The following is a 22995-nucleotide window of genomic DNA, read 5'->3' as shown; positions in this document are numbered from 1 at the left end:
GGACGACCGTCGCCGCTTTTCGTGCGCAACGCCGCGACCGTCACCAGCGACGGCGTTCGCATCGCGTCGGCGCGCTCCGCCGCGTCGGCCGCCCCCCATCCGCCGCCGCGCTCGCGTAACCTACAGGGTCGTCCGCACCGTATCGCCAGCGATGCTCGAACTCGACGGGTCGACCGGCGGTGGCCAGCTCGTCCGGACGGCGCTCTCGCTGTCCGCGCTCTCCGGGAAACCGTTCCGGATGGAGGGCGTCCGCGCGAACCGCCCGAAGCCGGGGCTCCGCCCGCAGCACCGGACGGCCGTCCGCGCGGTGGCGCAGGCCTGCGACGCGACGGTCGAGGGCGACGACGTCGGGTCGGAGACGCTGACGTTCGAACCCGGGACGCCGACAGGAGGAACGGTCTCGGTCGACATCGGCACCGCGGGGAGCGTGACGCTGCTGTTCGACGCGCTGCTCCCGCTGGCGACCGTGCTCGACGAGCCGCTCGCCGTGACCGCCCGCGGCGGGACGGAAGTGAAGTGGTCGCCGCCGATGGCGTTCTACCGCCGGGTGAAGCTCCCGCTGCTGCGTCGCGCCGGTCTGGCGGCCGCCGTGGACGTCGCCCGGACCGGCTTCTATCCCGCCGGCGGCGGCGAGGCGACGCTGCTGCTCGCGCCCTCGTCGCCGTCGCCGCTCTCGCTCGCGGAGCGGGGCGAGGCGTCGGGCGTCCGCGTCTACTCGACGGCGTCGACCGACCTTATGGACGCGGAGGTGGCCGAGCGCCAGGCGACGACGGCCCGCGAGCGGGTCGAGGCGGCCGGCCACGACGTGACCGGGTCGCAGATGACGTACGTCGACACCCGTTCGCCGGGGACGTCGCTGGTCGTGCGGGCGGACTACGAGCACTCGGTCGCCGGGTTCGACGAGTACGGCGAGCGCGGGACGCCCGCGGAGACGGTCGCCGCCGACGCCGTCGAATCCTTCCTGGGCTTCCACGCGGGGCCGGGCGCGGTGGACGAGCACCTGGCCGACCAGTTGCTCGTCTTCCTCGGGCTGGCGGGCGGCGAGATGACGGTGCCGGCGGTGACCGACCACGTCGAGACGAACCGCGACCTGCTCGCGGCATTCGGATACGACGTGTCGCTGGAGCGGTCGCCGGGAGGGGTCCGCCTCGTCAGGGAGTGACCCCCGTCCTCACTCGGTCTCGACGGGTGCCTCGGCGTGCCCGAGGCGGACGTTCCGGCGGTAGTAGCGCTGGGCGACGCCGGAGACGACGACCAGCGCACCCAGGAGCATCCCCCAGATGGCGGGCGGGACGGCGCCGAGCGGGCCGGCGTCGAGCCACGCGGCGGTCGTCAGCGCGAGACCGGTACCCCCGAGGACGAGGTAGTACTCCGACCACGGGAGGCTGTTCTCCGGTTCGAGTTCGAGGTAGACGTCGAGACCCCCGGCGCGGTCGGTCAGTTCGACCAGTCCGTGAGCGGCGTCGTACTCGACGAACCCCGTCTCGTTCAGCTTCGGGAGATGAGCCTGCTGGAGGGTGTTGTACACTCGTTTGCGCTGCTGTGACGTCACGTCCGACGCTGGCACCTCGTTCTCCCAGGCCGCCACCTGCGTGGCGAGCGTTCCGATCTCCGCCGGGTTCTCGTAGTGCTTGAGATAGTGAAGGGCGTACCGTCGTCGCTGATTACCGAGCACCTGAAAGATCACGTCACGAGACGGCGTGTCGGATTCAGCGTCGTCGGATGCTCGACGTTGTATTTCGCTCATCGTGCAACCCGAAGTGTAACTTCTCTTTCGTGAGGTGGCGTGCCGGACACTTAGTAGTTTGTGGCCGTCAGCAGAAGTTCTGCGTGACGAACAGACGGCCGTCGTCGCCGTAGTGGAGGCCGATTCCCTCCCGTTTCCACTTCGACGAGAGGAGGTTCTCGCGGTGGCTTTCCGAGTGCATCCACTGGGAGACGATGCCGCGGGCGAGTTCCGAGGCGTTCCGGTACCGGGCGACGGTGCCGCCGTCGGTCCGGACCCGGCGGTCGAAGTAGGTGTACGCGATGTTCTCGCCGGCACCGCGCAGGCAGTAGTAGTCGGCGTCGCGGTAGCGGTCGCCGGGGTCCTCGCCGGCGGGCGAGACGTGCGCGAAGTAGTCCTGGCGGGCCATCGCCTGGCTGTGTCCGCGCGCGACGTCGCGCAGGGCGGCGTCGAACTCCAGCGGTTCCTTGCCGCGCTCGACCCGCTCCCGGTTGACGTACCGGTGGACGTGGAACTCGACCCACCGCCGGAACCGCGGCGACGAGGGCTCGGTGAGGCTCGACGGCTCCTCGTCGGGGACGTCGACCACCTCCGCACCCTGGAACGACTCGATTGACGACTCGCCGGGGACGGCGTACCCGGCGAGGTACGCACCGGCGAAGAGGAGGGTTCCGAGGACCAGGACGACGGGAACGAGCGAACGCGTTCGCATCCGACAGCGGGTGTCGACGCGCAGGATGATGAACGTACGGGCCGGGAACACCGCGATTAAAGCCCTGGCCGACGACCGACGGAACATGAGCAAAGCGACATTCGAACTGTACCGCGACCAGGCCGACGAGTGGCGGTGGCGACTGGTCCACGACAACGGCAACGTCATCGCCGACAGCGGCGAGGGCTACGACCGGAAGGCGGGCGCGAGGAAGGGCATCGAGAGCGTGAAGAAGAACGCGCCCGACGCGACGGTCGAGACGCAGGAGTAGGACGAAGACTGCGACGGTGGGAAGCTTCCGTCGCCGGCGGTCCGCTACCGGTCGCCGAACTCGACGCGCGGGTCGAGTTTCACGTAGGCGACGTCCTGAAGGAGGTTGCCGAAGAGCGCGAGTCCGACCGGGATCATCGTCGTGAGGATGACGATGTCGATCTCACGGTTGCGGACGGCCCAGAGCGCGAGCCAGCCGATGCCGGGAAGGCCGAAGACGACTTCGGCGACCGCGACGGTGATGAACAGCATCGTGATGGTCCGGATGAAGAACAGCGAGAGCAGCGGCATCGCGGCGTTGCGGACGACGTGCCGGGCGACGTCCAGCGGTCGCGCGCCGTTGGCGCGGAGCGTCTTCACGAATTCGGCGTGCACGTGTTCGGCCGATTCGGAGCGGGCGTACCGCGCCTGGACGGCGAGCATGCTGACGAGCACGACGGCGAGCGGCAGGAGGGTGATGGGGAGGTTCTTCCCGCTCCAGGGGTCAAGGCTGGGGTCGTAGGCGAACTTGCGCATCACTCCGAGTCGCTCGTACGCCAGTATCACGGACCATTCGGCAATCCAGTAGCTCGGGATGCCGACGACGACGTAGGTCGCCAGCGTGGCGAAGCGACCCGGCAACGTCCCGCGGTTGACGGCCGCGTACACGCCGAGCACCACCCCGCCGACGACCGCCGCGAGCAACGCCGGGGCGAGGTAGGCGAGCGTGACCTTCAGCGCACCGGCGATGCGGTCGATCGTCTCCTTCTCGAAGTCGAGCGTGGCGTACTGGACGATCCAGTCCGTGTACTGGGTGAGCAGCGACGTCTCGTCCTGCGTCGACGGCCACCGCGCCGGAGTCGATATCGGCGACTCGCCCTCCGTCGTCACCGGCGGCGGCGCGGCCGCGAACGCGAGGAACGTCACCGAGAGGATGAGGTACGCGGCGAAGGCGGTCCAGAGCAACCGACGGGTGAGGTATCGCCACATCGCCGGTCACCGGGCCCAGGTTCCGTCAGCCGCGTTCTCCGGTCGACGACCGCGTTCGGTTCCGCCCGGTTCTGCTGGAGGGGCGTGCCGGTCCCGCGAGGGCGACGCTGTCCCGCGGCCACCGGCGGACGCGTCGTGTAGAGCGTCCGGGGACCTATAAGCCATGTTAGGTTTCCACTCGCGTAACAGTATGAATGTTTCGCCGGATTCGAGCCAGCGGGCGTCCGCAACAGTCGGTCGACGCCTCGTGTGCCACACGACCTCAAGTTTTTAGTAGTCGTAATTGTCTCAATCGTAACATGCTTCCGCATCCGCTCCTAGTCCCCCAACCCGACTTCCATCCTGCACCACGACACGGGGGTGACCCCCGTTCATGAGCGGTCCTGCCGCCCGCGCGACCGACGTCGAGTCCGTCGACTGGGACTCGCTGGACGGCAGTCGCCGCCTCGCGAGTCGACGGACGAAGGCGTTCCTCGGCGTCGTCGGCCTCCTCGTCGCCGCCTTCCTCTACGACCACCTCGTCGTCCCCTCCGGAGAGCCGACGGTCGAGTGGTGGGACGTCACCCTCCTCGACTGGCTGTTCCTCCTCTCGCTCGCCGTCTTCGCGTTCTACGTCGTCGCCCCGCTCGTCCAGAAACCCCGGCTGGCCCGCTACTACTGGGACCAGCTCCGGACCGACTGGCTGGCGACCGCGAGTCTCGCCTACATCGGCCTGTTCTTCCTCGCGGGGCTCGTCGGCCCGGTGCTCGCCGGGCCGCTCCGCGAGTACATGGTCGCCCACGACCCGGGCTACCTCGGCATCTCGGCGAAACAACCGCCCGTCGGGTTCGAGCGGTACGTGAACAACCCCTCGCTCTGTGCCGGCCCGGTCGAGGGCAACATGTGTCAGGGGACGTGGTTGCACCCGCTCGGGACGACCGTTGCCGGCAAGGACGTCGCGCTGAGCATCCTGCGCGGCAGTCGGATGGCGCTCCAGATCGCGCTGATAACCTCGATGCTCGTGGTGCCGCTGGCGACGGTCGTCGGCACCGTCGCGGCCCACTACGGCGGCCGCGTCGACGAGGTGCTGATGCGCTACGTCGACGTCCAGCAGGCCGTGCCGGCCTTCTTCGTCTACCTCGTCGCGCGGGCGCTGTACTCCGACGTCGAACTGGTGTTGCTCATCCTCATCTTCGGGCTGCTGAACTGGGGCGGCATCGCGCGCCTGGTTCGCAGCGACACGCTCCAGACCAGCGAGGCCCAGTTCGTCCAGGCCGCCCGGGCCGCGGGCAGCAGTCGCCTCCAGGTCGTCCGCCGGCACCTCGTCCCGAACGTCTCGAGCACGGTGGTGACCGCCGTGACGCTCCAGATTCCCACGCTCATCATCATCGAGACGACGCTGTCGTTCCTGAAGCTCGGCCCCATCTCCGCGTACGACTCGTGGGGCTACCTCATCCGGGGTGCCATGCACAACCCCAGCTTCCCGACGTTCCTCTGGTGGCAGTCCGGGTCGACCGTCGTCGTGCTCGTGCTCACGACGCTCTCGTTCAACGTCCTGGGTGACGCGCTACGCGACGTGCTCGACCCCCGCGTCGAGGGGGTGAGCGGCTGATGGACGACCCGCTGCTCTCGGTGGAGAACCTGCACACGCAGTTCGACACCCGCGACGGGACGGTCAGGGCGGTCGACGGCGTCTCCTTCGACGTCGACCGCGGCGAGACGGTGTGCCTCGTCGGCGAGTCGGGGTCCGGCAAGACCGTCACCTGCGAGTCCGTCACGCGACTCATCCCGACGCCGCCGGGCGAGGTCACGGACGGCCGCATCGTCTTCGACGGCGACGACCTCACGGAGTACTCGGAGAAGCGACTGCGGAACGTCAGGGGCAACCGCATCGCCCACGTCTTCCAGAATCCGCAGAACGCACTCGACCCGGTGTACACCGTCGGCGCGCAGATCGTCGAGACGATGCAGTTCCACCGCGACGTGGGCGACGCCGCCGCTCGACGGCGGGCCATCGACCTGCTCGAACGGGTCGGCATCCCGAAGGCGTCGACGCGCGTCGACGACTACCCCCACGAGTTCTCGGGCGGGATGCGCCAGCGGGCGGTCATCGCCATGGCGCTCGCGTCCGACCCCGACCTGCTCATCGCCGACGAACCGACGACCGCGCTCGACGTGACCATCGAGGCCCAGATACTGGACCTGCTCGCGGACCTGCAGGCCGAACGCGACATGGCCGTCCTGTTCGTCACGCACGACCTCGGCGTCGTCGCCGAGATCGCCGACCGCGTCGTCATCATGTACGCCGGGAAGGTGATGGAGCGCGGCGACGTCCACGACGTGTTCGACCAGCCGAGCCATCCCTACACCCAGGCGCTGCTCGACTGCCTGCCGGGGCAGGGGACCGAACTCAGGCCCATCGAGGGGTCGCTGGCCGACCCCGTCGACCCTCCGGACGGCTGTCGATTCCATCCGCGCTGTCCGCACGCGACCGAGGCGTGCCGGCGGGAGGGCCAGCCGCCGCTGCACGCCGTCGCGAACGGCCAACGGGCGTCCTGCGTCTACTACGGGTCGGACCGCGACGCGTCGACCGTCCTCGACGGACCGGCCGCAAGCCAGGAGGTGAACGATGACTGACGACCGACCGATACGTATCGACGACGACCCGACCGAACGCACCGACGACCACGAACCGCTGCTGTCCGTCGAGGGGCTGCAGAAACACTACCCGGTCACCGAGGGACCGCTCCAGCGCGAGGTGGGGCAGGTCCGCGCCGTCGACGGCATCTCCTTCGAGGTCCGACCGGGCGAGACGGTCGGGCTCATCGGCGAGTCCGGCAGCGGGAAGTCGACGGCGGCGACGTCGCTGCTGTACCTCGAAGAGCCCACCGCCGGCACCGTCACCTTCGACGGCGAGGACGTCGGCGCGTACGGCCGCGCCGAGCGCAAGGCGTTCCGGCGGCGCGCCCAGATGGTGTTCCAGGACCCCACAGCCAGCTTCGACCCGCGGATGTCCATCGGCGAGTCCGTCACCGAACCGCTGCTCGTCCACGGCATGACCGACGCCGAGCGCCGCCGCGCCATCGCGGAGGACCTGCTGGAGCGCGTGGGGCTGTCGGCCGACGAGTTCGACCGCTACCCCCACGAACTCTCCGGCGGCCAGAAGCAGCGCGCCGCCCTCGCGCGGGCACTCGTGCTGAACCCCGACCTCGTGGTCGCCGACGAACCCGTCTCCGCGCTGGACGTGAGCGTGCAGGCCGAGATACTGGCGCTCATCGACGACCTGCAGGCGCAGTTCGACCTCTCGCTGCTGCTCATCAGCCACGACATGGGGGTCGTCCACGAGATCTGCGACCGCGTCTGCGTGATGTACCTCGGCGAGATCGTCGAGCGCGGGCCGACCGAGGAGCTGTTCACCGACCCGCAACACCCCTACACGCGGGCGCTCGTCGCCGCAGTCCCGACGCCGGACCCGGACGCGCCGGACCGAGACGTGACCCTCTCCGGCGACGTCCCGGACGCCGCCAGTCCGCCTTCCGGATGCCGGTTCCACCCGCGCTGTCCACAGGTCATCCAGCCCGAGCAGTACGACCTCGACCAGGACAACTGGCGCGCGGTGATGGACCTGCGGATGGCCGTCGCGGACCGCGACGTCGACCGCCAGTCGCTGCGCGAACTCGCCGTGGCCGAGGGCGTCGCCGACGACCCCGACGCCGTCGGCGAGGCGGGCGTCCGGACCGCGCTCCGCGAGGAGTTCGACCTCCCCGACGAACTCGGCGACGACGCCGCCGACCGCGTGCTGTCGGCCGCGCTGGAGGACGTCGCCGCGGGCGACGTGGCCGCCGCGGACGAACGCCTCGCCGACGAGTTCGGCACCGTCTGCGAGCGAGAGGACCCCACCGAACAGGCGACCGAGGCGGGCCACCCGGCGGCCTGCCACCTCCACGACGAGACGGTGGCGAACAAGGGCTGGGAGTGGGCGTCCGTCGACTGACCGGCCAGGACAGTCGTTCGAAACCCGTTACCCCTTGTATCAAGTCGTCGAGCGCGTGCGAGCAACGCGCGCGAGGGCCGAGCATCGCCGGCGCGAGCGTAGCGAGCGCCGAGACGCGCAGGCGGCTGGGGAGGACGAGGGACTGTGCGGGGTGGACCGTGGCGGATGAGGGGCGAGCGAGCACCGCAGGTGCGAGCGAGGGCTTCGCTTCTCAGGGGCTCAAGCAGTAGCTAGCCGCACAGGATTCGCCGGAGTAGACTGTTCTGGAAGATGAGTGGGTCGGACGCTTACCCGTTCTCCTCGAACGTCCACCGGGTCGCGTCCGTCGGGTAGTCGCGCCACGCCAACACCGCGTCGAGATGGACCGCGAACGCGGGCGTGCCGTGCTGGACGTCGTACTTCTCCTCGTACGCCGCGTCGATGCGTTCCAGGCGCGCTTCGTCGACGTCCGTGACCCGCTCCGCCGTCCCCTCGACGATGACGACCTCGTCGCCGCTCTCGCGGTGAGCGGTCACGGCAGGGGTGACGGCGAGGTTCCGGACCCGCCGCGTCCGCTCGCCGCCGCCGCAGTGGAACCGCCCGTCGACCCAGACCCCCCAGACGGGCCGGGCGTGCGGACGGCCGTCGGGGCGCATGGTCGACACCCAGAACGTGCGGTCGGTCGCCAGCGACGCCGCGACGAACGACCACGGCAGCATCCCCTCCCGGTCTGTCGGGATGCCGTAGCTCGCCTCGGTCTCGGGGCGGGTGCGTTCGACGGCGGTCCGGTCGGGGTCGTCGGATGCGTCGGGCGCGTCGTCACGGAACGTGTCGTCGGTCATCGGGTGGTGTACGCGCCCGGCGGACGAGACCGCTCCGGTGGGCGGACGGGACCGCTCCGGAGGACGGAGCGCGAGCCGTCGCTCCGGGGACACTCATCGTCGTGACGGACCGCCGCCGGAGGTGAAATGAAGGACGGCAACCAGTTACTTGAGGAACTACATCGAAGGACGACTGCACGATTCGTCAGTCGAAGCAGGCCGTAGTCACACGTCGAGCGACCGGATTGGAGACTCCGAACGGACCCCACCGAACCATGACCGAAGACCACGAGCACGAGATAATCAGTCGAGAGCTAGATACGGACGAAGACGAACCGGCGACGCAGATCGCGCTGGCAGTGGCCGACATCGAGGGGAAGGACGTGGACGAACTGGGGAGCATGTACGAGACCATCGACCACCTCGTCGACAACCTCTTCTCCGACCCGCCGTCGCGGGCCGCGGAGGTGGAGGTCTCGTTCAACTACGAGGGGTATCGCATCCACGTCGACCAGAGCGGTACCGCGGAGTTCCTGAAACTCGGGTAGAAGCCGGGGACCGGTGCTCTCGACCCACGACGAGGCGCAGGCGGACGGTCGGAGTCCAGTCCGACGAACGCCGCCGTCTCTACATCGACTCCGGCGCTTCGACGCCGAGGACGTACAGCGCGTTGCCGACGGTGTGGCGCGCGGCGGCGACGAGCGCGAGGCGGGCGTCGCGCAGGTCGTCGTCCACGTCGTCGGCGAGGACGGGACACTCGCGGTAGAAGGCGTTGAACGTCTCCGCGAACTCGCGGGTGTAGGTGGCGACCGTGTGCGGTTCGAGGTCCGCGGCGGCCTCCTCGATGACCGCCGGGAAGCGCGCGACGGTCTCCAGCAGTTCGCGCTCCTCGTCGCTGTCGAGCAGCGAGGCGTCGACGGCGTCGGGGACGGAACCCTCGCCCGCCTCCGCGAGGATGCCACAGCAGCGCGCGTGGACGTACTGGACGTACGGCGCGCTCTGGGCCTCGAAGTCGAGCGCGCGGGACCACTCGAAGGTGATGGTCTTCGAGCGCTGCTTGGAGATGATGTCGTAGCGGACCGCGCCGATGCCGACCTGGCGGGCGATGCGGTCGACGTCGGCCTCCGAGAGGTCGTCGTCGCGGATGCGGTCGTCCATGCGCTTCTCGACCTCCTCGCGGGCGCGGGCGACGGCCTCGTCGAGCAGGTCGTCCAGGTCGACGCCGGTCCCCTCGCGGGTGCTCATGCCGCCGTCGGGGAGGTTGACCCAGGAGTAGAACACCGACTCCAGCTGGTCGGTGTCGTTGCCGAGCACCTCCAGGGCGGCCTCCAGCTGGGAGGCGTGGAGCTGCTGGTCCTCGCCGAGCACGGTGACCGCGCGGTCGTAGTTGTCGAACTTCCACTCGTGGTGGGCGAGGTCGCGGGTCGTGTACAGCGTCGACCCGTCCGAGCGCAGGAAGACGAACTCCTTGTCGACGTCGAACGGTTCGAGGTCGAGCTGCCACGCGCCGTCCTCCCGTTCGGCGTACTCCGAGTCCTTGAGGCGGTCGACGACCGCGTCGGTGCTGCCGTCGCGCATGAACCGCGTCTCCTTGACGAACTCGTCGAACGGCGCGGGGAGGCGGTCGAGCGTGACCTGCATGCCGGACAGCACCTGGTCGACGACGCGGGCGACGCGCTCGAACGTCTCCTCGTCGTTCGCCTCCATCCCCTGGATGAGCGACTGGATCTCCGTCTCGGCCTCCTCGACCGCCTCGGGGTCGCCCTCCTCCAGGAACTCGTGACCCTTGCGGTAGTAGCGCACGAGGTCGTAGTCGGCGCGCTCGCGCTCGGGGGCCGGGAGGTCGTCCTCGTCGAACGTCTCGTACGCCCATGTGAACACTGCCATCTGGCGGCCGGCGTCGTTGACGTAGTAGTGGCGGTCGACGTCGTGGCCCGCGAAGTCGAGGATGCGCGCGACGGCGTCGCCCGTGATGGGGTTGCGCGCCCGGCCGACGTGGACGGGGCCGGTCGGGTTGGCGCTGGTGTGCTCGACGACTACCTCCTCGCCCGTCGGGGCGAGGCGGCCGAACGCCTCGTCCTGGGCCTGCTCGACCGTCCCCTCGTAGTAGGCGTCGCTCGGCAGGAAGTTGACGTACGGACCCTGTGCGGTGGCCGCAGCGACGAGGTCGGCGTCCGCGAGGTCGACCGCGTCGGCGACGTCGGCGGCCACCTTCGGCGGCGGCGCGCCGACCTCCCCCGCGAGTCGGAACGCCGCGCTGGAGGCGAGCACGGCGTCCACGCCCTCCGGGGGCGTCTCGATACCGAGGTCGTCGGTCGGGAGGTCGAGGCCGTCGAGCGCGTCGACGAGCGCGTCCTCGACTTCCTCCCTGAAGCTCAGGAACATACGCGTCCATTCCCGGGCGGGCAGTAAATGGGTTTCTGAACGGGGCGGTCGCGGACGTCGACACGTCGGCTGGAGGACGTCGGCACGAGCGCCGGTCGCGGGCAGGTCGGGCGGCGCGGGTCAGGTCGGCGTCGGCCGCCGCACCCGCGACCCGAGGGTCACGAGCCACAGGAGGCCGAGGCCGACGCCGTACGCGGCTGTCACCGCGACGCCGACGCCGAGCATCAGCAGGACGCCGCCCGGCAGCATCGACGCGAGGACGAGGACGCCGACGGCGACCACCCGCCACCGACGCCGCATCGTCCGGTAGGAGACGACGCCACCGCGGTGGAACAGCAGCATCGTGAGCGGCACCGCCGCCAGCAGGCCGACGCCGACCGTCGTCGCGAAGACCAGCCAGAAGAACGGCGCGACCCGGTAGGCCAGCACCATGTCCGCCCGCACGGCGTCGGTGACCAGCGCTGACACGACCACGGGCGCGACGAGGTAGTAGCCGGCGGCGCTCCCGGCGAGCAGGCCGCCGGCCAGCACCGCCGCCCAGGTGCGGAAGACGGACCGATCGCCGCCGGCCAGTCCGCGCTCGACGACCGCCGGCCACGCGTAGTAGCCCACCAGCGGGAGCACGGCGACGACGCCGGCGATAAGGCTCAGTTTCATCTGGAACGCGAGCGCCTCCACCGGGTGCAGCAGTACGATGTCCAGCGACGACCGGGGGACGTCGGCCGGGAGCCGCGCGAGGAAGTCGCGCTTCAGCAGGCCGATGCCGCCGCTGTACAGCGCCGTGAACGTCAGACCGACGACCAGCGAGAACAGGCCGACGATGCGGAACGACCGCGCGGCGAGGCTGTCGAGGACGAATCGGAGGTCCCAGTAGTAGCCGCCGACGTCGTCCTCGGCGTCGTCCTCGACGAACGCGCCGGCCATCCCCACCGCCGTGCGCTCGACGCTTCCGGCCAGCGGACGGTCGGCCGACGACGTCCGGCCCGCGTCTTTCCTCGAATTGTCCCTGCTATCGTCCCCAACGCCCTCGTCGCCGTAGGCGTCGAACCCGTCGAGGACGGCGTCGGCGCGCCCCGGGTCGCCGTCGTCGAGCGCCGCGTCGGCGAGCGCGAGGGCGTCGTGTTCCGTGAGCGCGGCGAACGCCTCCGGCGGGGCCGCGCGCACGCCGGCGGCGTCGAGCGCCGCGAGGTCGACGGTGGGTTCGCCTGCGGAGGCGGTCGCGTCCCGTCGGGTCGTCGCCGTCGAGACGACCCGCGCACAGCCCAGTCCGACCGCGAACAGCGACGTCATCGGGATGGCCACGAGCGTCATCGAGAAGGGGTCCGGCGAACCGTTGACCATCGAACTCACGACGACGATGGCGAAGACGGCGTGCCGCCACCGATTCCGCATCGTCTCGTAGGACACCACCTCGGCGTACACCAGGCCGCCCATGACCAGCGGCAGTTCGGCCGCGAGGCCCAGTACCAGCGAGAGCAGGAGGACGAACTGCGTCCAGTCGGTGATGGCGTAGGTCGGCTGGAACCCCGCCGCGATGGCGTTCGAGACGAGGAAGTCGAAGAGCAGCGGCAGGAAGATGACGTAGGCGTAGGCGACTCCGGCGACGAACAGTACGACCGCGGCGACGGCGACGCCGAGGTGCGTCGCGGGCGACCCCGGCGGGGCGACGCCGCGCGCTCGCACCGCCGACCGCGAGCGGTAGGCGACGAGGCCGGTGGCGAGCAGGAGACCGCCGAACAGCCCCAGTTTCGCCTGCAGCAGCACGACGTCGAACGGCGTGACCGCGACGACGTCCGCGCCCGCCGACAGCAGGCGCCGCATCAGCGCGGGCCACACCCAGATGCGCATCGCGTAGAACGTCGCCAGGAACCCGACGACGAAGACGACGAACGCCGCGCGCAGTTCGGAGCGCACGCTCGACAGCGCCCGCCCGAGCACCCCGTCCAGTCCGAGACCGCCTGTCTCCCCCACGTGAACTCCCCAAGACGTCAACTCCGCTTCCAGTGGCTATCAACCTTCCTCGCGAGCAGGTCGCCTGCCCGGCGTTCCCCCGACGACGCCAACCGACTCGACGACCGCATCGAATACCGGGGAGTAATCCTTTGACGAATTCATCAACCGGACTCAGTTACAAGGCGAATGCCTCCTTATTCGAAATCTCTTTATATGCCTCACCTAAAGGGCCTGGTATGCCAAAACCAATCAACCGGCGCGACGTTATTCGCGGAGTCGGCGCAGCAGGTGTCGCTGGCCTCGCAGGCTGTCTGGGAGGCGGCGGTGGCGACGGAAACGATTCCACGACGAGCGACGGGAACGGCGGCGACGACACCGACGACGGTGACAGCAGCGGCGGGAGCACGTCGCGGACGCTCAAGCAGGGCGTGCTGATGCCGACGACCGGCGACCTCGCGGACCTCGGCGCCCCCATCAGGGACGCGGCCGTCCTGCCGCAGGTCGTGCTCGAAGGGGAGACCGACTTCGAACTCGATTTCTCCGTGAAAGACACCCAGACGGACGCCAACGCGGGCCAGTCCGCGGCGCAGTCGCTGCGGAACGGCGGCTACCCCGCGGTGACGGGCGCGGCGTCCTCCGAGGTGACCATCGCCGTCGCGAAGAACGTCTTGATTCCGTCGGGCATCGTCGGCTGTTCGCCGGCGAGCACGTCCCCGGCCATCACCGACCTCGACGACAACGGCCTCATCTGGCGGACGCCGCCGACGGACGCGCTCCAGGGCGAGGTGCTGGCGCAGGTCGCCAATGAGCGTCTCGACGCGTCGTCGGCCGCGACGATGTACGTGAACAACTCCTACGGCCAGTTGCTCTCGGAGAGCTTCACGTCGGCGTTCAAGAACAACGACGGTACCATCAGCAACCAGGTGTCCTTCCAGAAGGCGCGCTCGTCGTACACGACGCGCCTCCAGCAGGCGCTCTCGAACGACCCCGACGCCATCGTCGTCATCGGCTACCCCGAGAGCGGGAAGCAGCTCTTCCGCGACTTCTACTCGGACTTCGACACCGACGTCCCCATCCTCGTGACGGACGGGATGCGGTCGTCGAGCCTGCCGTCCGACGTGGGCAACGCGATGGACAACGTCACGGGCACCGCGCCGCTCGCGGCCGGCCCCGGGACGGAGTACTTCACCGAGCAGTTCAAGAGCGAGTACGACAGCGAACCCGGCGTGTTCACCTCGCAGGCGTTCGACGCCACTGCGGTCTGCCTGCTCGCGAACGCGGCGGCCGGCGAGAACGAGGGCGCCGCCATCGCCAAGCAGATGCAGAACGTCGCCAACCCCGGTGGCGAGGAGATCACTCCGAGCAACCTCGCCGACGGCCTCAAGAAGGCCGCCGAGGGGACCGAGATCCAGTACAAGGGCGCGTCCAGCGCCGTCGACTTCGACGAGAACGGCGACCTGAAGGCCGCGACCTACGAGTACTTCGGCTTCAAGCAGGGCGGCGGCATCGAAACGGTCGACGAGATCAAGTACTCCGCGTAGACGCTCAGTTCGTTCGTTTTTCGCGACGCAGTAGCCGACAGTCGACGGTAGAGCGGTGCCGACGGCGAGGCGATGGCTACCACAGGAGGTGCGACGGTGCCATTACGGATAGGCGGCACCGACCCGACGGGTTCGAGGAACGCGACGGCCGTGAGAGACGCCTCGATAGCGTCCGCTCTGTGGAACGGGAGGCGACAGGAGAATCGCACAGAAACGAGCGACGGCGAGAACGACCGGAGACGACTACCCGCCGAGGAACTCCTGGCGGACCTCGTCGTCGTCGAGGAGCGCGTCGCCGGCGTCCATGTAGCTGTTCTGGCCCTGGACGAGCACGTAGCCGCGGTCGCAGCGCCGCAGCGCCTCCTTGGCGTTCTGCTCGACCATGAGGACGGACGTGCCGTCGTCGTTGATTCGGTCGATGCGGTCGAACATCTCGTCGACGAGGTCGGGCGCGAGACCCGCGGACGGTTCGTCGAGCATCAGCAGTGCGGGGTCGAGCATCAGCGCCCGGCCCATCGCCAGCATCTGCTGTTGCCCGCCGGACATCGTGCCGGCCTTCTGGTCGCTCCGTTCCTCCAGGATGGGGAACCGCTCGTACACGTGGTCGAGGCGCTCCTGGGGCACCTCGTCGAGGATGTACGCGCCCATCTCGAGGTTCTCCTCGACCGTCAGCCCCGCGAAGACGTTGTCGTTCTGGGGGACGTAGCCGATGCCCTCGTGGATTATCTCCTCTGGCGCGAGCGCCTGGATCTCGGCGTCGTCGAACGTGACGGTCCCGCCCACGTGGGTGGTGAGTCCGAAGACGGACTTCATCACGGTCGACTTCCCCGCGCCGTTCGGGCCGACGATGGTGACGTACTCGCCGTCGCGCACGTCGAGGTCGACGCCCTCCAGCACCTGGAGGTCGCCGTAGCCCGCGTCGAGGTCGCGGACGGCGAGGATACCGTCCTCGCCCTCGGGGAGGCGGGCCTCCCGGGAGGCCTGTGCGCTCATACCTCACCTCCGAGGTAGGCCTCGATGACCTCCTCGTTGTTCTTGATGCGTTCCGGCGCCCCCTCGTCGAGGACGCGGCCCTGGTGCATGACGATGATGTGTTCGCAGTTCTCCATGATGAGGTCCATGTCGTGTTCGACGAGCAGGAAGGTCAGCCCCTGCTCCTCGCGGAGTTCGTGGATGCGGTCGAGTAGCTTCTTCTCCAGCGAGGGGTTGACGCCGGCGAACGGTTCGTCCAGCAGCATCATCTCGGGGTCGAGCATCAGTGCGCGCGCGAACTCCAGCAGTTTGCGCTGGCCGCCCGAGAGGTTGCCGGCGTACTCCTCGGCGAGGTGGTCGATCTCGAAGAACTCCAGCATCTCCCAGACGTCCTCGCGGAGCTGTCGCTCCTGCTCGACGACGTTGCCGCGCAGTCCCGGCACGACCGACCGCGTTATCGACTCGCCGACCTGGTGGTCGGGCGCGAGCATCATGTTCTCCAGCACGGTCATCTCCTCGAACTCGCGGGCGATCTGGAACGTCCGCACCAGCCCCTGCTGGGCGATCGCGTGCGGACGCGCGCCGGTGATGTCCTCGCCCTCGAAGTAGACGGCGCCGCCGTCCGGTTCGTGGACGCCCGTGATGCAGTTGAACGTCGTCGACTTGCCCGCACCGTTCGGCCCGATGAGGCCGGTGAGCGTGCCCTCCTCGACCTCGAACGTCGCGCCGTCGACGGCGGTGATTCCGCCGAACGTCTTACGGACGCCCTCGACGCGCAGCGGCAGGCCGCCGGCAGTTTCGCGGGCCTCCGCCTCGACGGCCGAGTCGGCTTCGGCGACGTCCTCCGGTTGGCTACTCATCGGTCTCACCTCCGCTGGACGCGGCCGCGTCGGAACCGGTCGTCCCGCCGTCCGCGGCGGGCGTGCCGCCGGTCGTCTGCGGACGCTTGGTCAGGTCGACGCTCGCTGCGACCTCCTTGCGCGCGCCGAGCAGACCGTCCGGCCGGCGCTGGATGAGCAACACGAGCAGGATGCCCATGAAGATGAACCGGAGCGTGTCGATGTTCGCCAGCAGGAAGCCGGCGAGCGGCGCCAGGTTGCCGCTCGCGATGGGAACGAGCGCCTCGATGAGGTTCGCTGGTTCCGCGGACACCGAGAACGACTGCTTGACGAGGGCGCGGAGGACCGGCGGTGCCTCGAACAGCAGGCTGGCGAACACCGCGCCGCCGAGTACGCTGCCGATGTTCGACCCGGCACCGCCGATGATGAGGGCGATGAAGATGTAGAACGTGAGGTTCGGGCGGAAGTTCGTCGGGTTGACCGACGCCCGCGGCCCCATCGCGTACCAGAGGATGCCTGCCAGGCCCATGAGGCCACAGCCGAGCGCGAACGCCCGGATCTTGAAGTTCTGAGTGTCCTTGCCGAGCGAGCGGGCCGCCACCTCGTCCTCGCGGATGGCCTTCAGCGCGCGCCCGAACGGCGACTTGCCGGTGCGTTCGAGCAGCAGGTAGACGCCCAGCAGCACCACGAGGACGGCGGCCGTGTACACGGAGCTGAGCACGGTGAGCTTGGTGAGCCCGAGCGACTCGCCGGTCGAGAAGACGACCTGACCGACGGCGGTCGGCTCGGAGATGATGCTCCCGGGGTCCGACAGCAGCAGCGTGCGGACGGGGTTCGTCGGCAGGTTGTCGAACCCGCTCGCGCCGCCGGTGACGTCCGAGAACGCCGGCGTATTGTACGTGATTCGGATGATCTCCGAGATGGCGACCGTGACGATGGCGAGGTAGTCCGCCTTCAGCCGGAGCGCCGGCAGGGCAGTGACGAGGCCGATGACGGTCGCGGCGAGGATGCCGCCGAGGATGCCGATCGGAAGCGGCAGTCCGAGGCCGGCCGGCGATCCCGAAGCGGGTGCCGACAGCATCGCCACCGTGTACGCGCCGACGGCCATGAAGCCGGCGACGCCGATGTTGAACAGGCCGGCGTACCCCCACTGGAGGTTGAGCGCGAGCACGGCGAGCGCGTACACTGCCGAGAGGAACGTCACCCGGCGGATCAACGCGGCGACGCCGTCGGTCGGGTAGCCGAGCTGGGTGCCGAACGCGTAGAACAGCACCCAGATGCCGAAGAACAGCGCGGCGACCTTCGCCGCGTCGTAGGCGAACAGCTGGCGGAGCGACCGCAGCGGGTCGTCCGTCTCGACGCCGCTCATGCGGTCTTCACCCCCCCGAAGATGCCCGACGGGCGGAACAGCAGGATGAGGATCATCAGCGCGAACGCGGTGGGGTTGGCGAACGACGACAGGTCACCGGTGAGCCACACCAGCGAGACGCGGCTGGCGAGGCCGATGACGAGGCCGCCCGCGATGGCGCCGTAGATGGAGCCGATGCCGCCCATGATGACCGCCGCGAAGATGAGCAGCAGGAGCCGCCAGCCGGTGGTGAAGCCGAGACCGCCCTGCGACAGCACGAGCAGGAAGCCGGCCGCGCCGGTGAGGCCCGCGCCGAGCATCCACGTCGTGCGGATGACGCGCTCGGTCGGGATGCCGGTGACGCGCGCCAGGTCGCGGTTGTCGGCCATCGCGCGCATCGCCTTCCCCAGCTTCGTGCGCTGGAGCAGGACGTGCATGCCGAGCATGAGCAGCACTGCGACCACCATCAGGGTCACCTCGTGGGCGCCGATCTTGACGCCCATGACGGTCATGTCAGGGACCCCCTTCGACGAGGTGACGATGCGCCGGCTGTTGCCGAACACGAGCGCGATGAGGTACCGGAGGCCGAACGCCACGCCGATAGAGGCGATGAGCAGCGAGATGCCGTCCGAACCCCGCATCGGCTTGTAGACGACGCGGTCGAGCGCGAGCGCGACCAGCAACGTCATGCCCACGGCGACGACGAGGCCGACGACGACGGCGACCGGCGACAGCGCGATGTTCGCGCCGGCGTCGGTCGGCGGCGTGCGCAGCAGGACCAGGTTCACGAGGTCACCGTTCTCGAGGCTGTGCTGGCCGAGACCGGTCACGAGGTGGACGCCGGTCTCGACGATCTTGTACGCGCCGCCGATGCCGGCGATGACGTACGCGACCGCCCAGCCCGAGAACGCGCCCGCGGTGAGGTACTCGCCGTGCGCGAAGTTCGCGAAGTTCAGAATGCTGTACGTGAGCGAGAGACCGATGCCCGCGAGGCCGATGACGAGGCCGATGACGAGGCCGTTCCAGACGTACCCCAGCACGCGCGAGACGGGCAGGTCTCCGCCGAACGGACCGAGCGATACGCCCAGCAGGTCGACCGGGCCGATGGCGACGCCGGCGAGCTTCGCCAGGAGGTCCAGGAAGAGGACGGTTCCGAACACCACGACGGCGGTGGCCCCCGGGCTCTCCCTTCCCAAGCGAAGTCCCCGTTCTACTGTGTTGTTTGCACCCATATGTGTGAAGCTCTCACGGTAGCCTCAAGCACGGGGTGTTAATAAACCCTACATTCGAGACTCGCAGGATTTGCCCCAAGGTGTCGAGAAACCAATCCGAAGGCCAGATTCCGGGCGGGGCTGCAACGATACCACCGGGTGAACCACGCCAGTGGTGGCGCGACGACCGGGAACGACGCCGGTCCGGACCGGTCAGACGACCTCCGCGTCGCGGAACTCGAAGCGCGCGCCGCCGTCGGTGCCGTCGCAGACCGACACCGTCCAGCCGTGCGCCTCGGCGGTCTGGGTGACGATGGCGAGGCCGAAGCCGGTGCCGTCCTCGGAGGTCGTGAACCCGGATTCGAGGACGTCGCTGCACTCGTCGAGGTCGATGCCGGGGCCGTCGTCCTCGACGTAGAAGCCCTCGTCGAGCAGGCCGACCCGCACCGTCACGTCCTCGCCGGCGTGCTCCCTGGCGTTCCGGGCGAGGTTCTCGAACAGCTGGACGACGCGGGTGTCGTCCATCGTGACGCGGGCGTCGTCGGCGACGGCGAGTCGCATCCGGCCCGTGTCGACGTTCTTCCAGGCCGCCCGGTAGTTTCAAGCCCACACGGTTGACATGAAACACGGCTGAGCAAGCAGCGAAAGCGCCCGAGCGTGCTCGTCGCCTCGGGTACGTCGTCCCCGCAGTGGTGGTCCTCCTGCTGGTCCCCGGAGAAGCGGCGGTCCCGCTGCTACTGCTGTTCGCGGTGCTGGTGTACGCACTCTACAGGTCCCGGTCCCGAGCACGCCGTCCCGACGCCCGGCAGTGCTGGTCCGACGACGACACACTGCCGGGCACAACCTATACTCCGCTGCTGGTCGTGGCGCCTGTATGGAAGCGATGGTCATCGCTGACTTCGGCGGCACCGACGTCTTCGAGCGGCGCGACGTCGAGAAACCGTCGCCGGGGCCGACCGAGGTGCTCGTTCGCGTCCACGCGTCGTCGGTCAACCCCGTCGACTACAAGATCAGGCAGGCCGGGTCCTGGGCCGGCATCTCGCCGCCGGCGGTCATCGGCTACGACGTCTCCGGCGTCGTCGAGGCGGTCGGCGACGAGGTGACCGACTTCGAGGCGGGCGACGAGGTGTTCTACACGCCGGAGATATTCGGCGAGCAGGGGAGCTACGCGGAGTACCACGTCGCGGACGAGTCCATCGTCGCCCGGAAACCGGCGACTCTCTCACACGAGGAGGCGGCGGCGCTGCCGCTCGCGGCCGCCACCGCCTGGGAGGCCATCGTCGAGCGCGGCGACGTCGAGGCCGGCGAGACGGTCCTCGTCCACGGCGCTGGCGGCGTCGGTGCCCACGCCGTCCAGATCGCCGCCGCGAGCGGCGCGCAGGTCGTCGCCACCGCCAGCCCCGAGACGGTCGACCAGACCGAGGCCCTCGGCGCGACCCGCGCGGTCGACTACGAGTCCGAGGACTTCGTCGACGTCGTCGAGTCGGAGTTCGACGAGCCGGTCGACCTCGTCTTCGACACCGTCGGCGGGACGACGCTGGCCGAGAGCACCGGCCTCGTGCGACCCCACGGGCGGCTGGTGACGATACTGGAACCCGAGGGTGCGTGGGGGTCGGCGTACCAGAAGAGCCTCGACGTCCGCATGCTGTTCCTCGAACGCGACCGCCGCCCGCTCGTGGGACTCCGCCGCCTCGTCGAGCGCGGCCAGCTCGAACCCGTCGTCGACTCGGTCCTCCCGCTGGACGAGGTCGCGGACGCCCACGAGATGGTCGAGGAAGGTGGGCTTACCGGCAAGGTGGTGCTGGACGTCCCGGGCGAGTAGCGGGAGGTGACCGGAGAGGAAAGAACGTTTTAGCCTCGGCCCCCATCCGTTTCTCAATGAGCGAGTCGGACGGCCCCAAGCAGGTAGACAGTCCGGACTACCACAGCGAGAACCACACCGCGGCCCAGACCTGCGGGTGGACGGCCAACGCTCTCAGAGGGGAGGGCCGCTGTTACAAGAACATCTTCTACGGCATCGAGAGCCACCGCTGCATCCAGATGACGCCGGTCGTGAAGTGCAACGAGCGGTGCGTCTTCTGCTGGCGCGACCACCAGGGCCACGCGTACGAACTGGGGGACGTGGAGTGGGACGACCCGGAGGCGGTGGTGGACGCGAGCATCCGCCTGCAGAAGAAGCTGCTGTCGGGGTTCGGGGGCAACGACGAGGTGCCCCGGGAAGTGTTCGAGGAGTCGATGGAGCCGCGCCACGTCGCCATCTCGCTGGACGGCGAGCCGACGCTCTACCCCTACCTGCCGGAGCTCATCGAGGCGTTCCACGACCGCGACATCACGACGTTCCTGGTGAGCAACGGGACGAAGCCGGACGTCATCGCGGAGTGTGACCCGACGCAACTGTACGTGAGCGTCGATGCGGCAGACCGGGCGACGTTCGACCGGGTGGTCCGGGCCATCGACGACGACGCGTGGGAGCGGCTCGTCGACACGATGGACGTGCTCGCGGAGAAGGAGGAGACGCGGACGGTCATCCGGACGACGCTCGTCGGCGGCGAGAACGTCCACGATCCGGACTGGTACGCCGGCTTCTACGAGCGCGCGGACCCCGACTTCGTCGAGCTGAAGTCCTACATGCACGTCGGCGAGTCCCGCGACCGGGTGGAACGGTCGTCGATGCTGGACCACGAGGACGTGGTCGCGTTCGCGGAGGACGTGCAGGAACACATGCCGGACCACGACGTGCTCAGGGACGTGCCGGCCTCGCGGGTCGCGCTGCTCTCGAAGACGGAGGACACCTGGGTGCCGAAGCTACAGAAGGACAGCGAGTTCTGGGCGCGCGACCCCGTGTCGGGTGACTGATTCCGGCACGTATTCCGGTCGACGACGGCCACCAACGACTATTCCGTCAGGACTCTAACGGGAGGTATGCGACGACGGGGGTTCCTCAGGGCGGTAGCGCTCGGCGCGACGGCCGGACTCGCCGGCTGCTCGGAGTCGGACAGCCGACAGAACGCGACCAGCCCGACCGGGACTGCCGACAGCTCGGCCCCGGATTCGGTCGGACTCGAAACGCTGGCGACGGGACTACAGACACCGCTCGGCGTGGCGTTCGCACCCGATGCCGACCGACGGTACGTCGTCACCCAGCCCGGCCGCGTGTTCGTCCACGGACCGGACGGACTCCGCGACGAGCCGTTCCTCGACCTGCGGGACACCGTGCAGACGGGGAGCGAGATGGGGCTGCTGGGGGTCGCGCTCCACCCCGAGTTCGGGGAGAACCGACGGCTGTTCGTCCGCTACAGCGCGTCGCGTCGGGACGGCACACCCCCTGACTACAGTCACACGTTCGTCCTCGCGGAGTTCGAGGCGACCGCCGACGGCCTGCGTGCCAGGCGCGACTCCGAGCGGACCGTGCTGGAGATTCCCGAACCGCAGAGCAACCACAACGCGGGCTCGGTCGCGTTCGGGCCGGACGGCTACCTCTACGTCGGCGTCGGCGACGGAGGCAGCGGTGGGGACCAGGGAGCCGGGCACGCCGACGACTGGTACGACGCAGTGGACGGGGGGAACGGCCAGGACGTGACCGAGAACCTGCTCGGGTCCATACTCCGTATCGACGTCGACGGGCGAGCGGACGGACGCGGGTACGCCGTTCCCGACGACAATCCGCTGGTCGGCGAGCGGGGACGGGACGAACACTACGCGTGGGGGTTCCGGAACCCGTGGCGGTTCTCGTTCGACGGCGAGGAACTGTTCGTCGGCGACGTAGGGCAGAGCAGCTTCGAGGAGGTGAGCCTGGTCGAGAAGGGCGGCAACTACGGCTGGAACGTGAAGGAGGGAACGCACTGTTTCGAACGGGACGACTGCCCGGACGCGACGCCGCAGGACGTCCGTGACGGGGAGCCGCTCGTCGACCCCGTCGTCGAGTATCCCCACTCGGGCGACCCGGTCAGCGGCGTGTCGGTCATCGGCGGCTACGTCTACCGCGGGGCGGCGCTGTCCGCGTTGCAGGAGACGTACGTCTTCGGGGACCTCCAGGCCGACGGGCGGCTGTTCGTCGCATCGCGACCGGGCGAGGGAACTGCAGACGGCGCGGACGACGGTGGACTGTGGTCGACGCGCGCTCTGTCGGTCGCAGAGGAGGACGCCGACAAGCTCCAGCGCATCCTCGCGTTCGGCCGCGACGAGGCGGGCGAGCTGTACGTCCTCGGCACGGGAGCGTCCGGCGGCGGTTTCCATCGGGTCGTTCCCACCGGCTGAGCTTGCGGCGAGACGCGTCTGAACCAGTAGGCTTAGATG

The 22995-nt window shown here is 69.3% G+C and carries 21 protein-coding genes; 10 read left to right on the top strand and 11 right to left on the bottom strand.

Annotated features, from left to right (window positions below; all coding sequences use genetic code 11):
* The first annotated feature begins 151 nt into the window (after window positions 1-151).
* The gene (gene rtcA / locus NKT36_RS09350) at window positions 152-1162 is read left to right on the top strand and encodes an RNA 3'-terminal phosphate cyclase (RefSeq protein ID WP_327050784.1); all 1011 of its coding nucleotides are present in this window, start codon (window positions 152-154) and stop codon (window positions 1160-1162) included.
* A 9-nt stretch (window positions 1163-1171) separates the two neighbouring features.
* Here the strand turns inward: rtcA and NKT36_RS09345 are convergent, their stop codons facing one another.
* Together NKT36_RS09345 and NKT36_RS09340 are read right to left on the bottom strand one after the other, a co-directional pair.
* The gene (locus tag NKT36_RS09345) at window positions 1172-1747 is read right to left on the bottom strand and encodes a DUF7344 domain-containing protein (RefSeq protein WP_327050783.1); all 576 of its coding nucleotides are present in this window, start codon (window positions 1745-1747) and stop codon (window positions 1172-1174) included.
* Window positions 1748-1814: 67 nt separating this feature from the next.
* Window positions 1815-2438 carry a CAP domain-containing protein gene (locus NKT36_RS09340; RefSeq protein WP_327050782.1) on the bottom strand — a complete coding sequence of 208 codons (624 nt, stop codon included), beginning with the start codon at window positions 2436-2438 and terminating at the stop codon, window positions 1815-1817.
* A gap of 85 nt (window positions 2439-2523) precedes the next feature.
* On the opposite strand from NKT36_RS09340, the gene NKT36_RS09335 reads away from it, so the two are divergent.
* The gene (locus NKT36_RS09335) at window positions 2524-2709 is read left to right on the top strand and encodes an HVO_2922 family protein (protein WP_327050781.1); all 186 of its coding nucleotides are present in this window, start codon (window positions 2524-2526) and stop codon (window positions 2707-2709) included.
* A gap of 44 nt (window positions 2710-2753) precedes the next feature.
* Here the strand turns inward: NKT36_RS09335 and NKT36_RS09330 are convergent, their stop codons facing one another.
* Window positions 2754-3677 carry an ABC transporter permease gene (locus NKT36_RS09330; RefSeq protein WP_327050780.1) on the bottom strand — a complete coding sequence of 308 codons (924 nt, stop codon included), beginning with the start codon at window positions 3675-3677 and terminating at the stop codon, window positions 2754-2756.
* 373 nt (window positions 3678-4050) lie between these two features.
* On the opposite strand from NKT36_RS09330, the gene NKT36_RS09325 reads away from it, so the two are divergent.
* The 3 genes from NKT36_RS09325 to NKT36_RS09315 are packed head-to-tail and all read left to right on the top strand — an operon-like array spanning window position 4051 to window position 7650.
* On the top strand, window positions 4051-5268 hold the full coding sequence (locus NKT36_RS09325) for an ABC transporter permease (RefSeq protein WP_327050779.1): 1218 nt from the start codon (window positions 4051-4053) through the stop codon (window positions 5266-5268).
* Entirely contained in the window at window positions 5268-6293 is a 1026-nt protein-coding gene (locus NKT36_RS09320; RefSeq protein WP_327050778.1) for an ABC transporter ATP-binding protein, read from the top strand. The genes NKT36_RS09325 and NKT36_RS09320 overlap by 1 nt, the downstream gene beginning before the upstream one ends.
* A complete protein-coding gene (locus NKT36_RS09315; RefSeq protein ID WP_327050777.1) occupies window positions 6286-7650 on the top strand; it encodes an ABC transporter ATP-binding protein in 1365 nt (454 codons plus the stop codon). Before NKT36_RS09320 ends, NKT36_RS09315 begins: the two co-directional genes overlap by 8 nt.
* 287 nt (window positions 7651-7937) lie before the next feature.
* Here the strand turns inward: NKT36_RS09315 and NKT36_RS09310 are convergent, their stop codons facing one another.
* Entirely contained in the window at window positions 7938-8471 is a 534-nt protein-coding gene (locus tag NKT36_RS09310) for a pyridoxamine 5'-phosphate oxidase family protein (RefSeq protein ID WP_327050776.1), read from the bottom strand.
* A gap of 254 nt (window positions 8472-8725) precedes the next feature.
* Here NKT36_RS09310 and NKT36_RS09305 point away from each other — a divergent pair, with 254 nt between their 5' ends.
* On the top strand, window positions 8726-8998 hold the full coding sequence (locus NKT36_RS09305) for a HalOD1 output domain-containing protein (protein ID WP_327050775.1): 273 nt from the start codon (window positions 8726-8728) through the stop codon (window positions 8996-8998).
* A gap of 79 nt (window positions 8999-9077) precedes the next feature.
* Here the strand turns inward: NKT36_RS09305 and argS are convergent, their stop codons facing one another.
* Complete coding sequence (gene argS / locus NKT36_RS09300; RefSeq protein ID WP_327050774.1) at window positions 9078-10835, bottom strand: arginine--tRNA ligase; 1758 nt, start codon at window positions 10833-10835, stop codon at window positions 9078-9080.
* 120 nt (window positions 10836-10955) lie between these two features.
* Window positions 10956-12806, bottom strand: a complete 1851-nt coding sequence (locus NKT36_RS09295; RefSeq protein WP_327050773.1) for a twin-arginine translocase subunit TatC — start codon at window positions 12804-12806, stop codon at window positions 10956-10958.
* 218 nt (window positions 12807-13024) lie between these two features.
* Between NKT36_RS09295 and NKT36_RS09290 the strand changes: the two genes are divergently transcribed.
* The gene (locus NKT36_RS09290) at window positions 13025-14329 is read left to right on the top strand and encodes an ABC transporter substrate-binding protein (protein WP_327050772.1); all 1305 of its coding nucleotides are present in this window, start codon (window positions 13025-13027) and stop codon (window positions 14327-14329) included.
* Window positions 14330-14572: 243 nt separating this feature from the next.
* Here the strand turns inward: NKT36_RS09290 and NKT36_RS09285 are convergent, their stop codons facing one another.
* The 5 genes from NKT36_RS09285 to NKT36_RS09265 all read right to left on the bottom strand — a co-directional run bounded on the left by NKT36_RS09285 (window position 14573) and on the right by NKT36_RS09265 (window position 19260).
* The gene (locus NKT36_RS09285) at window positions 14573-15322 is read right to left on the bottom strand and encodes an ABC transporter ATP-binding protein (RefSeq protein ID WP_327050771.1); all 750 of its coding nucleotides are present in this window, start codon (window positions 15320-15322) and stop codon (window positions 14573-14575) included.
* Window positions 15319-16161: an ABC transporter ATP-binding protein gene (locus NKT36_RS09280; protein WP_327050770.1), complete on the bottom strand. Its 843-nt coding sequence runs from the start codon at window positions 16159-16161 to the stop codon at window positions 15319-15321. Before NKT36_RS09280 ends, NKT36_RS09285 begins: the two co-directional genes overlap by 4 nt.
* The gene (locus tag NKT36_RS09275; RefSeq protein ID WP_327050769.1) at window positions 16154-17509 is read right to left on the bottom strand and encodes a branched-chain amino acid ABC transporter permease; all 1356 of its coding nucleotides are present in this window, start codon (window positions 17507-17509) and stop codon (window positions 16154-16156) included. The genes NKT36_RS09280 and NKT36_RS09275 overlap by 8 nt, the downstream gene beginning before the upstream one ends.
* Window positions 17506-18720 (bottom strand): branched-chain amino acid ABC transporter permease, encoded by a 1215-nt coding sequence (locus tag NKT36_RS09270; protein ID WP_327050768.1) that lies wholly within the window; start codon window positions 18718-18720, stop codon window positions 17506-17508. Before NKT36_RS09270 ends, NKT36_RS09275 begins: the two co-directional genes overlap by 4 nt.
* A gap of 192 nt (window positions 18721-18912) precedes the next feature.
* Window positions 18913-19260 carry a sensor histidine kinase gene (locus tag NKT36_RS09265; protein WP_327050767.1) on the bottom strand — a complete coding sequence of 116 codons (348 nt, stop codon included), beginning with the start codon at window positions 19258-19260 and terminating at the stop codon, window positions 18913-18915.
* Window positions 19261-19573: 313 nt separating this feature from the next.
* On the opposite strand from NKT36_RS09265, the gene NKT36_RS09260 reads away from it, so the two are divergent.
* The 3 genes from NKT36_RS09260 (at window position 19574) to NKT36_RS09250 (ending at window position 22956) form a co-directional block, all read left to right on the top strand.
* Window positions 19574-20521, top strand: a complete 948-nt coding sequence (locus NKT36_RS09260; protein ID WP_327050766.1) for a zinc-binding dehydrogenase — start codon at window positions 19574-19576, stop codon at window positions 20519-20521.
* A 56-nt stretch (window positions 20522-20577) separates the two neighbouring features.
* A complete protein-coding gene (gene twy1 / locus NKT36_RS09255; protein ID WP_327050765.1) occupies window positions 20578-21555 on the top strand; it encodes a 4-demethylwyosine synthase TYW1 in 978 nt (325 codons plus the stop codon).
* A gap of 66 nt (window positions 21556-21621) precedes the next feature.
* Window positions 21622-22956: a PQQ-dependent sugar dehydrogenase gene (locus tag NKT36_RS09250; RefSeq protein ID WP_327050764.1), complete on the top strand. Its 1335-nt coding sequence runs from the start codon at window positions 21622-21624 to the stop codon at window positions 22954-22956.
* Window positions 22957-22995: the final 39 nt, after the last annotated feature.

It is taken from the genome of Halomicrococcus gelatinilyticus, assembly GCA_024227995.1.
In the GTDB taxonomy this organism is placed as follows: domain Archaea; phylum Halobacteriota; class Halobacteria; order Halobacteriales; family Haladaptataceae; genus Halomicrococcus; species Halomicrococcus gelatinilyticus.
This window is presented reverse-complemented; position numbering and strand designations above follow the sequence as displayed.

Bases quoted from the DNA above. Each gene is read 5' to 3' on its own strand.
- rtcA (WP_327050784.1), top strand. From the start codon at position 152: ATGCTCGAACTCGACGGGTCGACCGGCGGTGGCCAGCTCGTCCGGACG.
- NKT36_RS09345 (WP_327050783.1), bottom strand. From the start codon at position 1,747: ATGAGCGAAATACAACGTCGAGCATCCGACGACGCTGAATCCGACACG.
- NKT36_RS09340 (WP_327050782.1), bottom strand. From the start codon at position 2,438: ATGCGAACGCGTTCGCTCGTTCCCGTCGTCCTGGTCCTCGGAACCCTC.
- NKT36_RS09335 (WP_327050781.1), top strand. From the start codon at position 2,524: ATGAGCAAAGCGACATTCGAACTGTACCGCGACCAGGCCGACGAGTGG.
- NKT36_RS09330 (WP_327050780.1), bottom strand. From the start codon at position 3,677: ATGTGGCGATACCTCACCCGTCGGTTGCTCTGGACCGCCTTCGCCGCG.
- NKT36_RS09325 (WP_327050779.1), top strand. From the start codon at position 4,051: ATGAGCGGTCCTGCCGCCCGCGCGACCGACGTCGAGTCCGTCGACTGG.
- NKT36_RS09320 (WP_327050778.1), top strand. From the start codon at position 5,268: ATGGACGACCCGCTGCTCTCGGTGGAGAACCTGCACACGCAGTTCGAC.
- NKT36_RS09315 (WP_327050777.1), top strand. From the start codon at position 6,286: ATGACTGACGACCGACCGATACGTATCGACGACGACCCGACCGAACGC.
- NKT36_RS09310 (WP_327050776.1), bottom strand. From the start codon at position 8,471: ATGACCGACGACACGTTCCGTGACGACGCGCCCGACGCATCCGACGAC.
- NKT36_RS09305 (WP_327050775.1), top strand. From the start codon at position 8,726: ATGACCGAAGACCACGAGCACGAGATAATCAGTCGAGAGCTAGATACG.
- argS (WP_327050774.1), bottom strand. From the start codon at position 10,835: ATGTTCCTGAGCTTCAGGGAGGAAGTCGAGGACGCGCTCGTCGACGCG.
- NKT36_RS09290 (WP_327050772.1), top strand. From the start codon at position 13,025: ATGCCAAAACCAATCAACCGGCGCGACGTTATTCGCGGAGTCGGCGCA.
- NKT36_RS09285 (WP_327050771.1), bottom strand. From the start codon at position 15,322: ATGAGCGCACAGGCCTCCCGGGAGGCCCGCCTCCCCGAGGGCGAGGAC.
- NKT36_RS09280 (WP_327050770.1), bottom strand. From the start codon at position 16,161: ATGAGTAGCCAACCGGAGGACGTCGCCGAAGCCGACTCGGCCGTCGAG.
- NKT36_RS09275 (WP_327050769.1), bottom strand. From the start codon at position 17,509: ATGAGCGGCGTCGAGACGGACGACCCGCTGCGGTCGCTCCGCCAGCTG.
- NKT36_RS09270 (WP_327050768.1), bottom strand. From the start codon at position 18,720: ATGGGTGCAAACAACACAGTAGAACGGGGACTTCGCTTGGGAAGGGAG.
- NKT36_RS09265 (WP_327050767.1), bottom strand. From the start codon at position 19,260: ATGCGACTCGCCGTCGCCGACGACGCCCGCGTCACGATGGACGACACC.
- NKT36_RS09260 (WP_327050766.1), top strand. From the start codon at position 19,574: ATGGAAGCGATGGTCATCGCTGACTTCGGCGGCACCGACGTCTTCGAG.
- twy1 (WP_327050765.1), top strand. From the start codon at position 20,578: ATGAGCGAGTCGGACGGCCCCAAGCAGGTAGACAGTCCGGACTACCAC.
- NKT36_RS09250 (WP_327050764.1), top strand. From the start codon at position 21,622: ATGCGACGACGGGGGTTCCTCAGGGCGGTAGCGCTCGGCGCGACGGCC.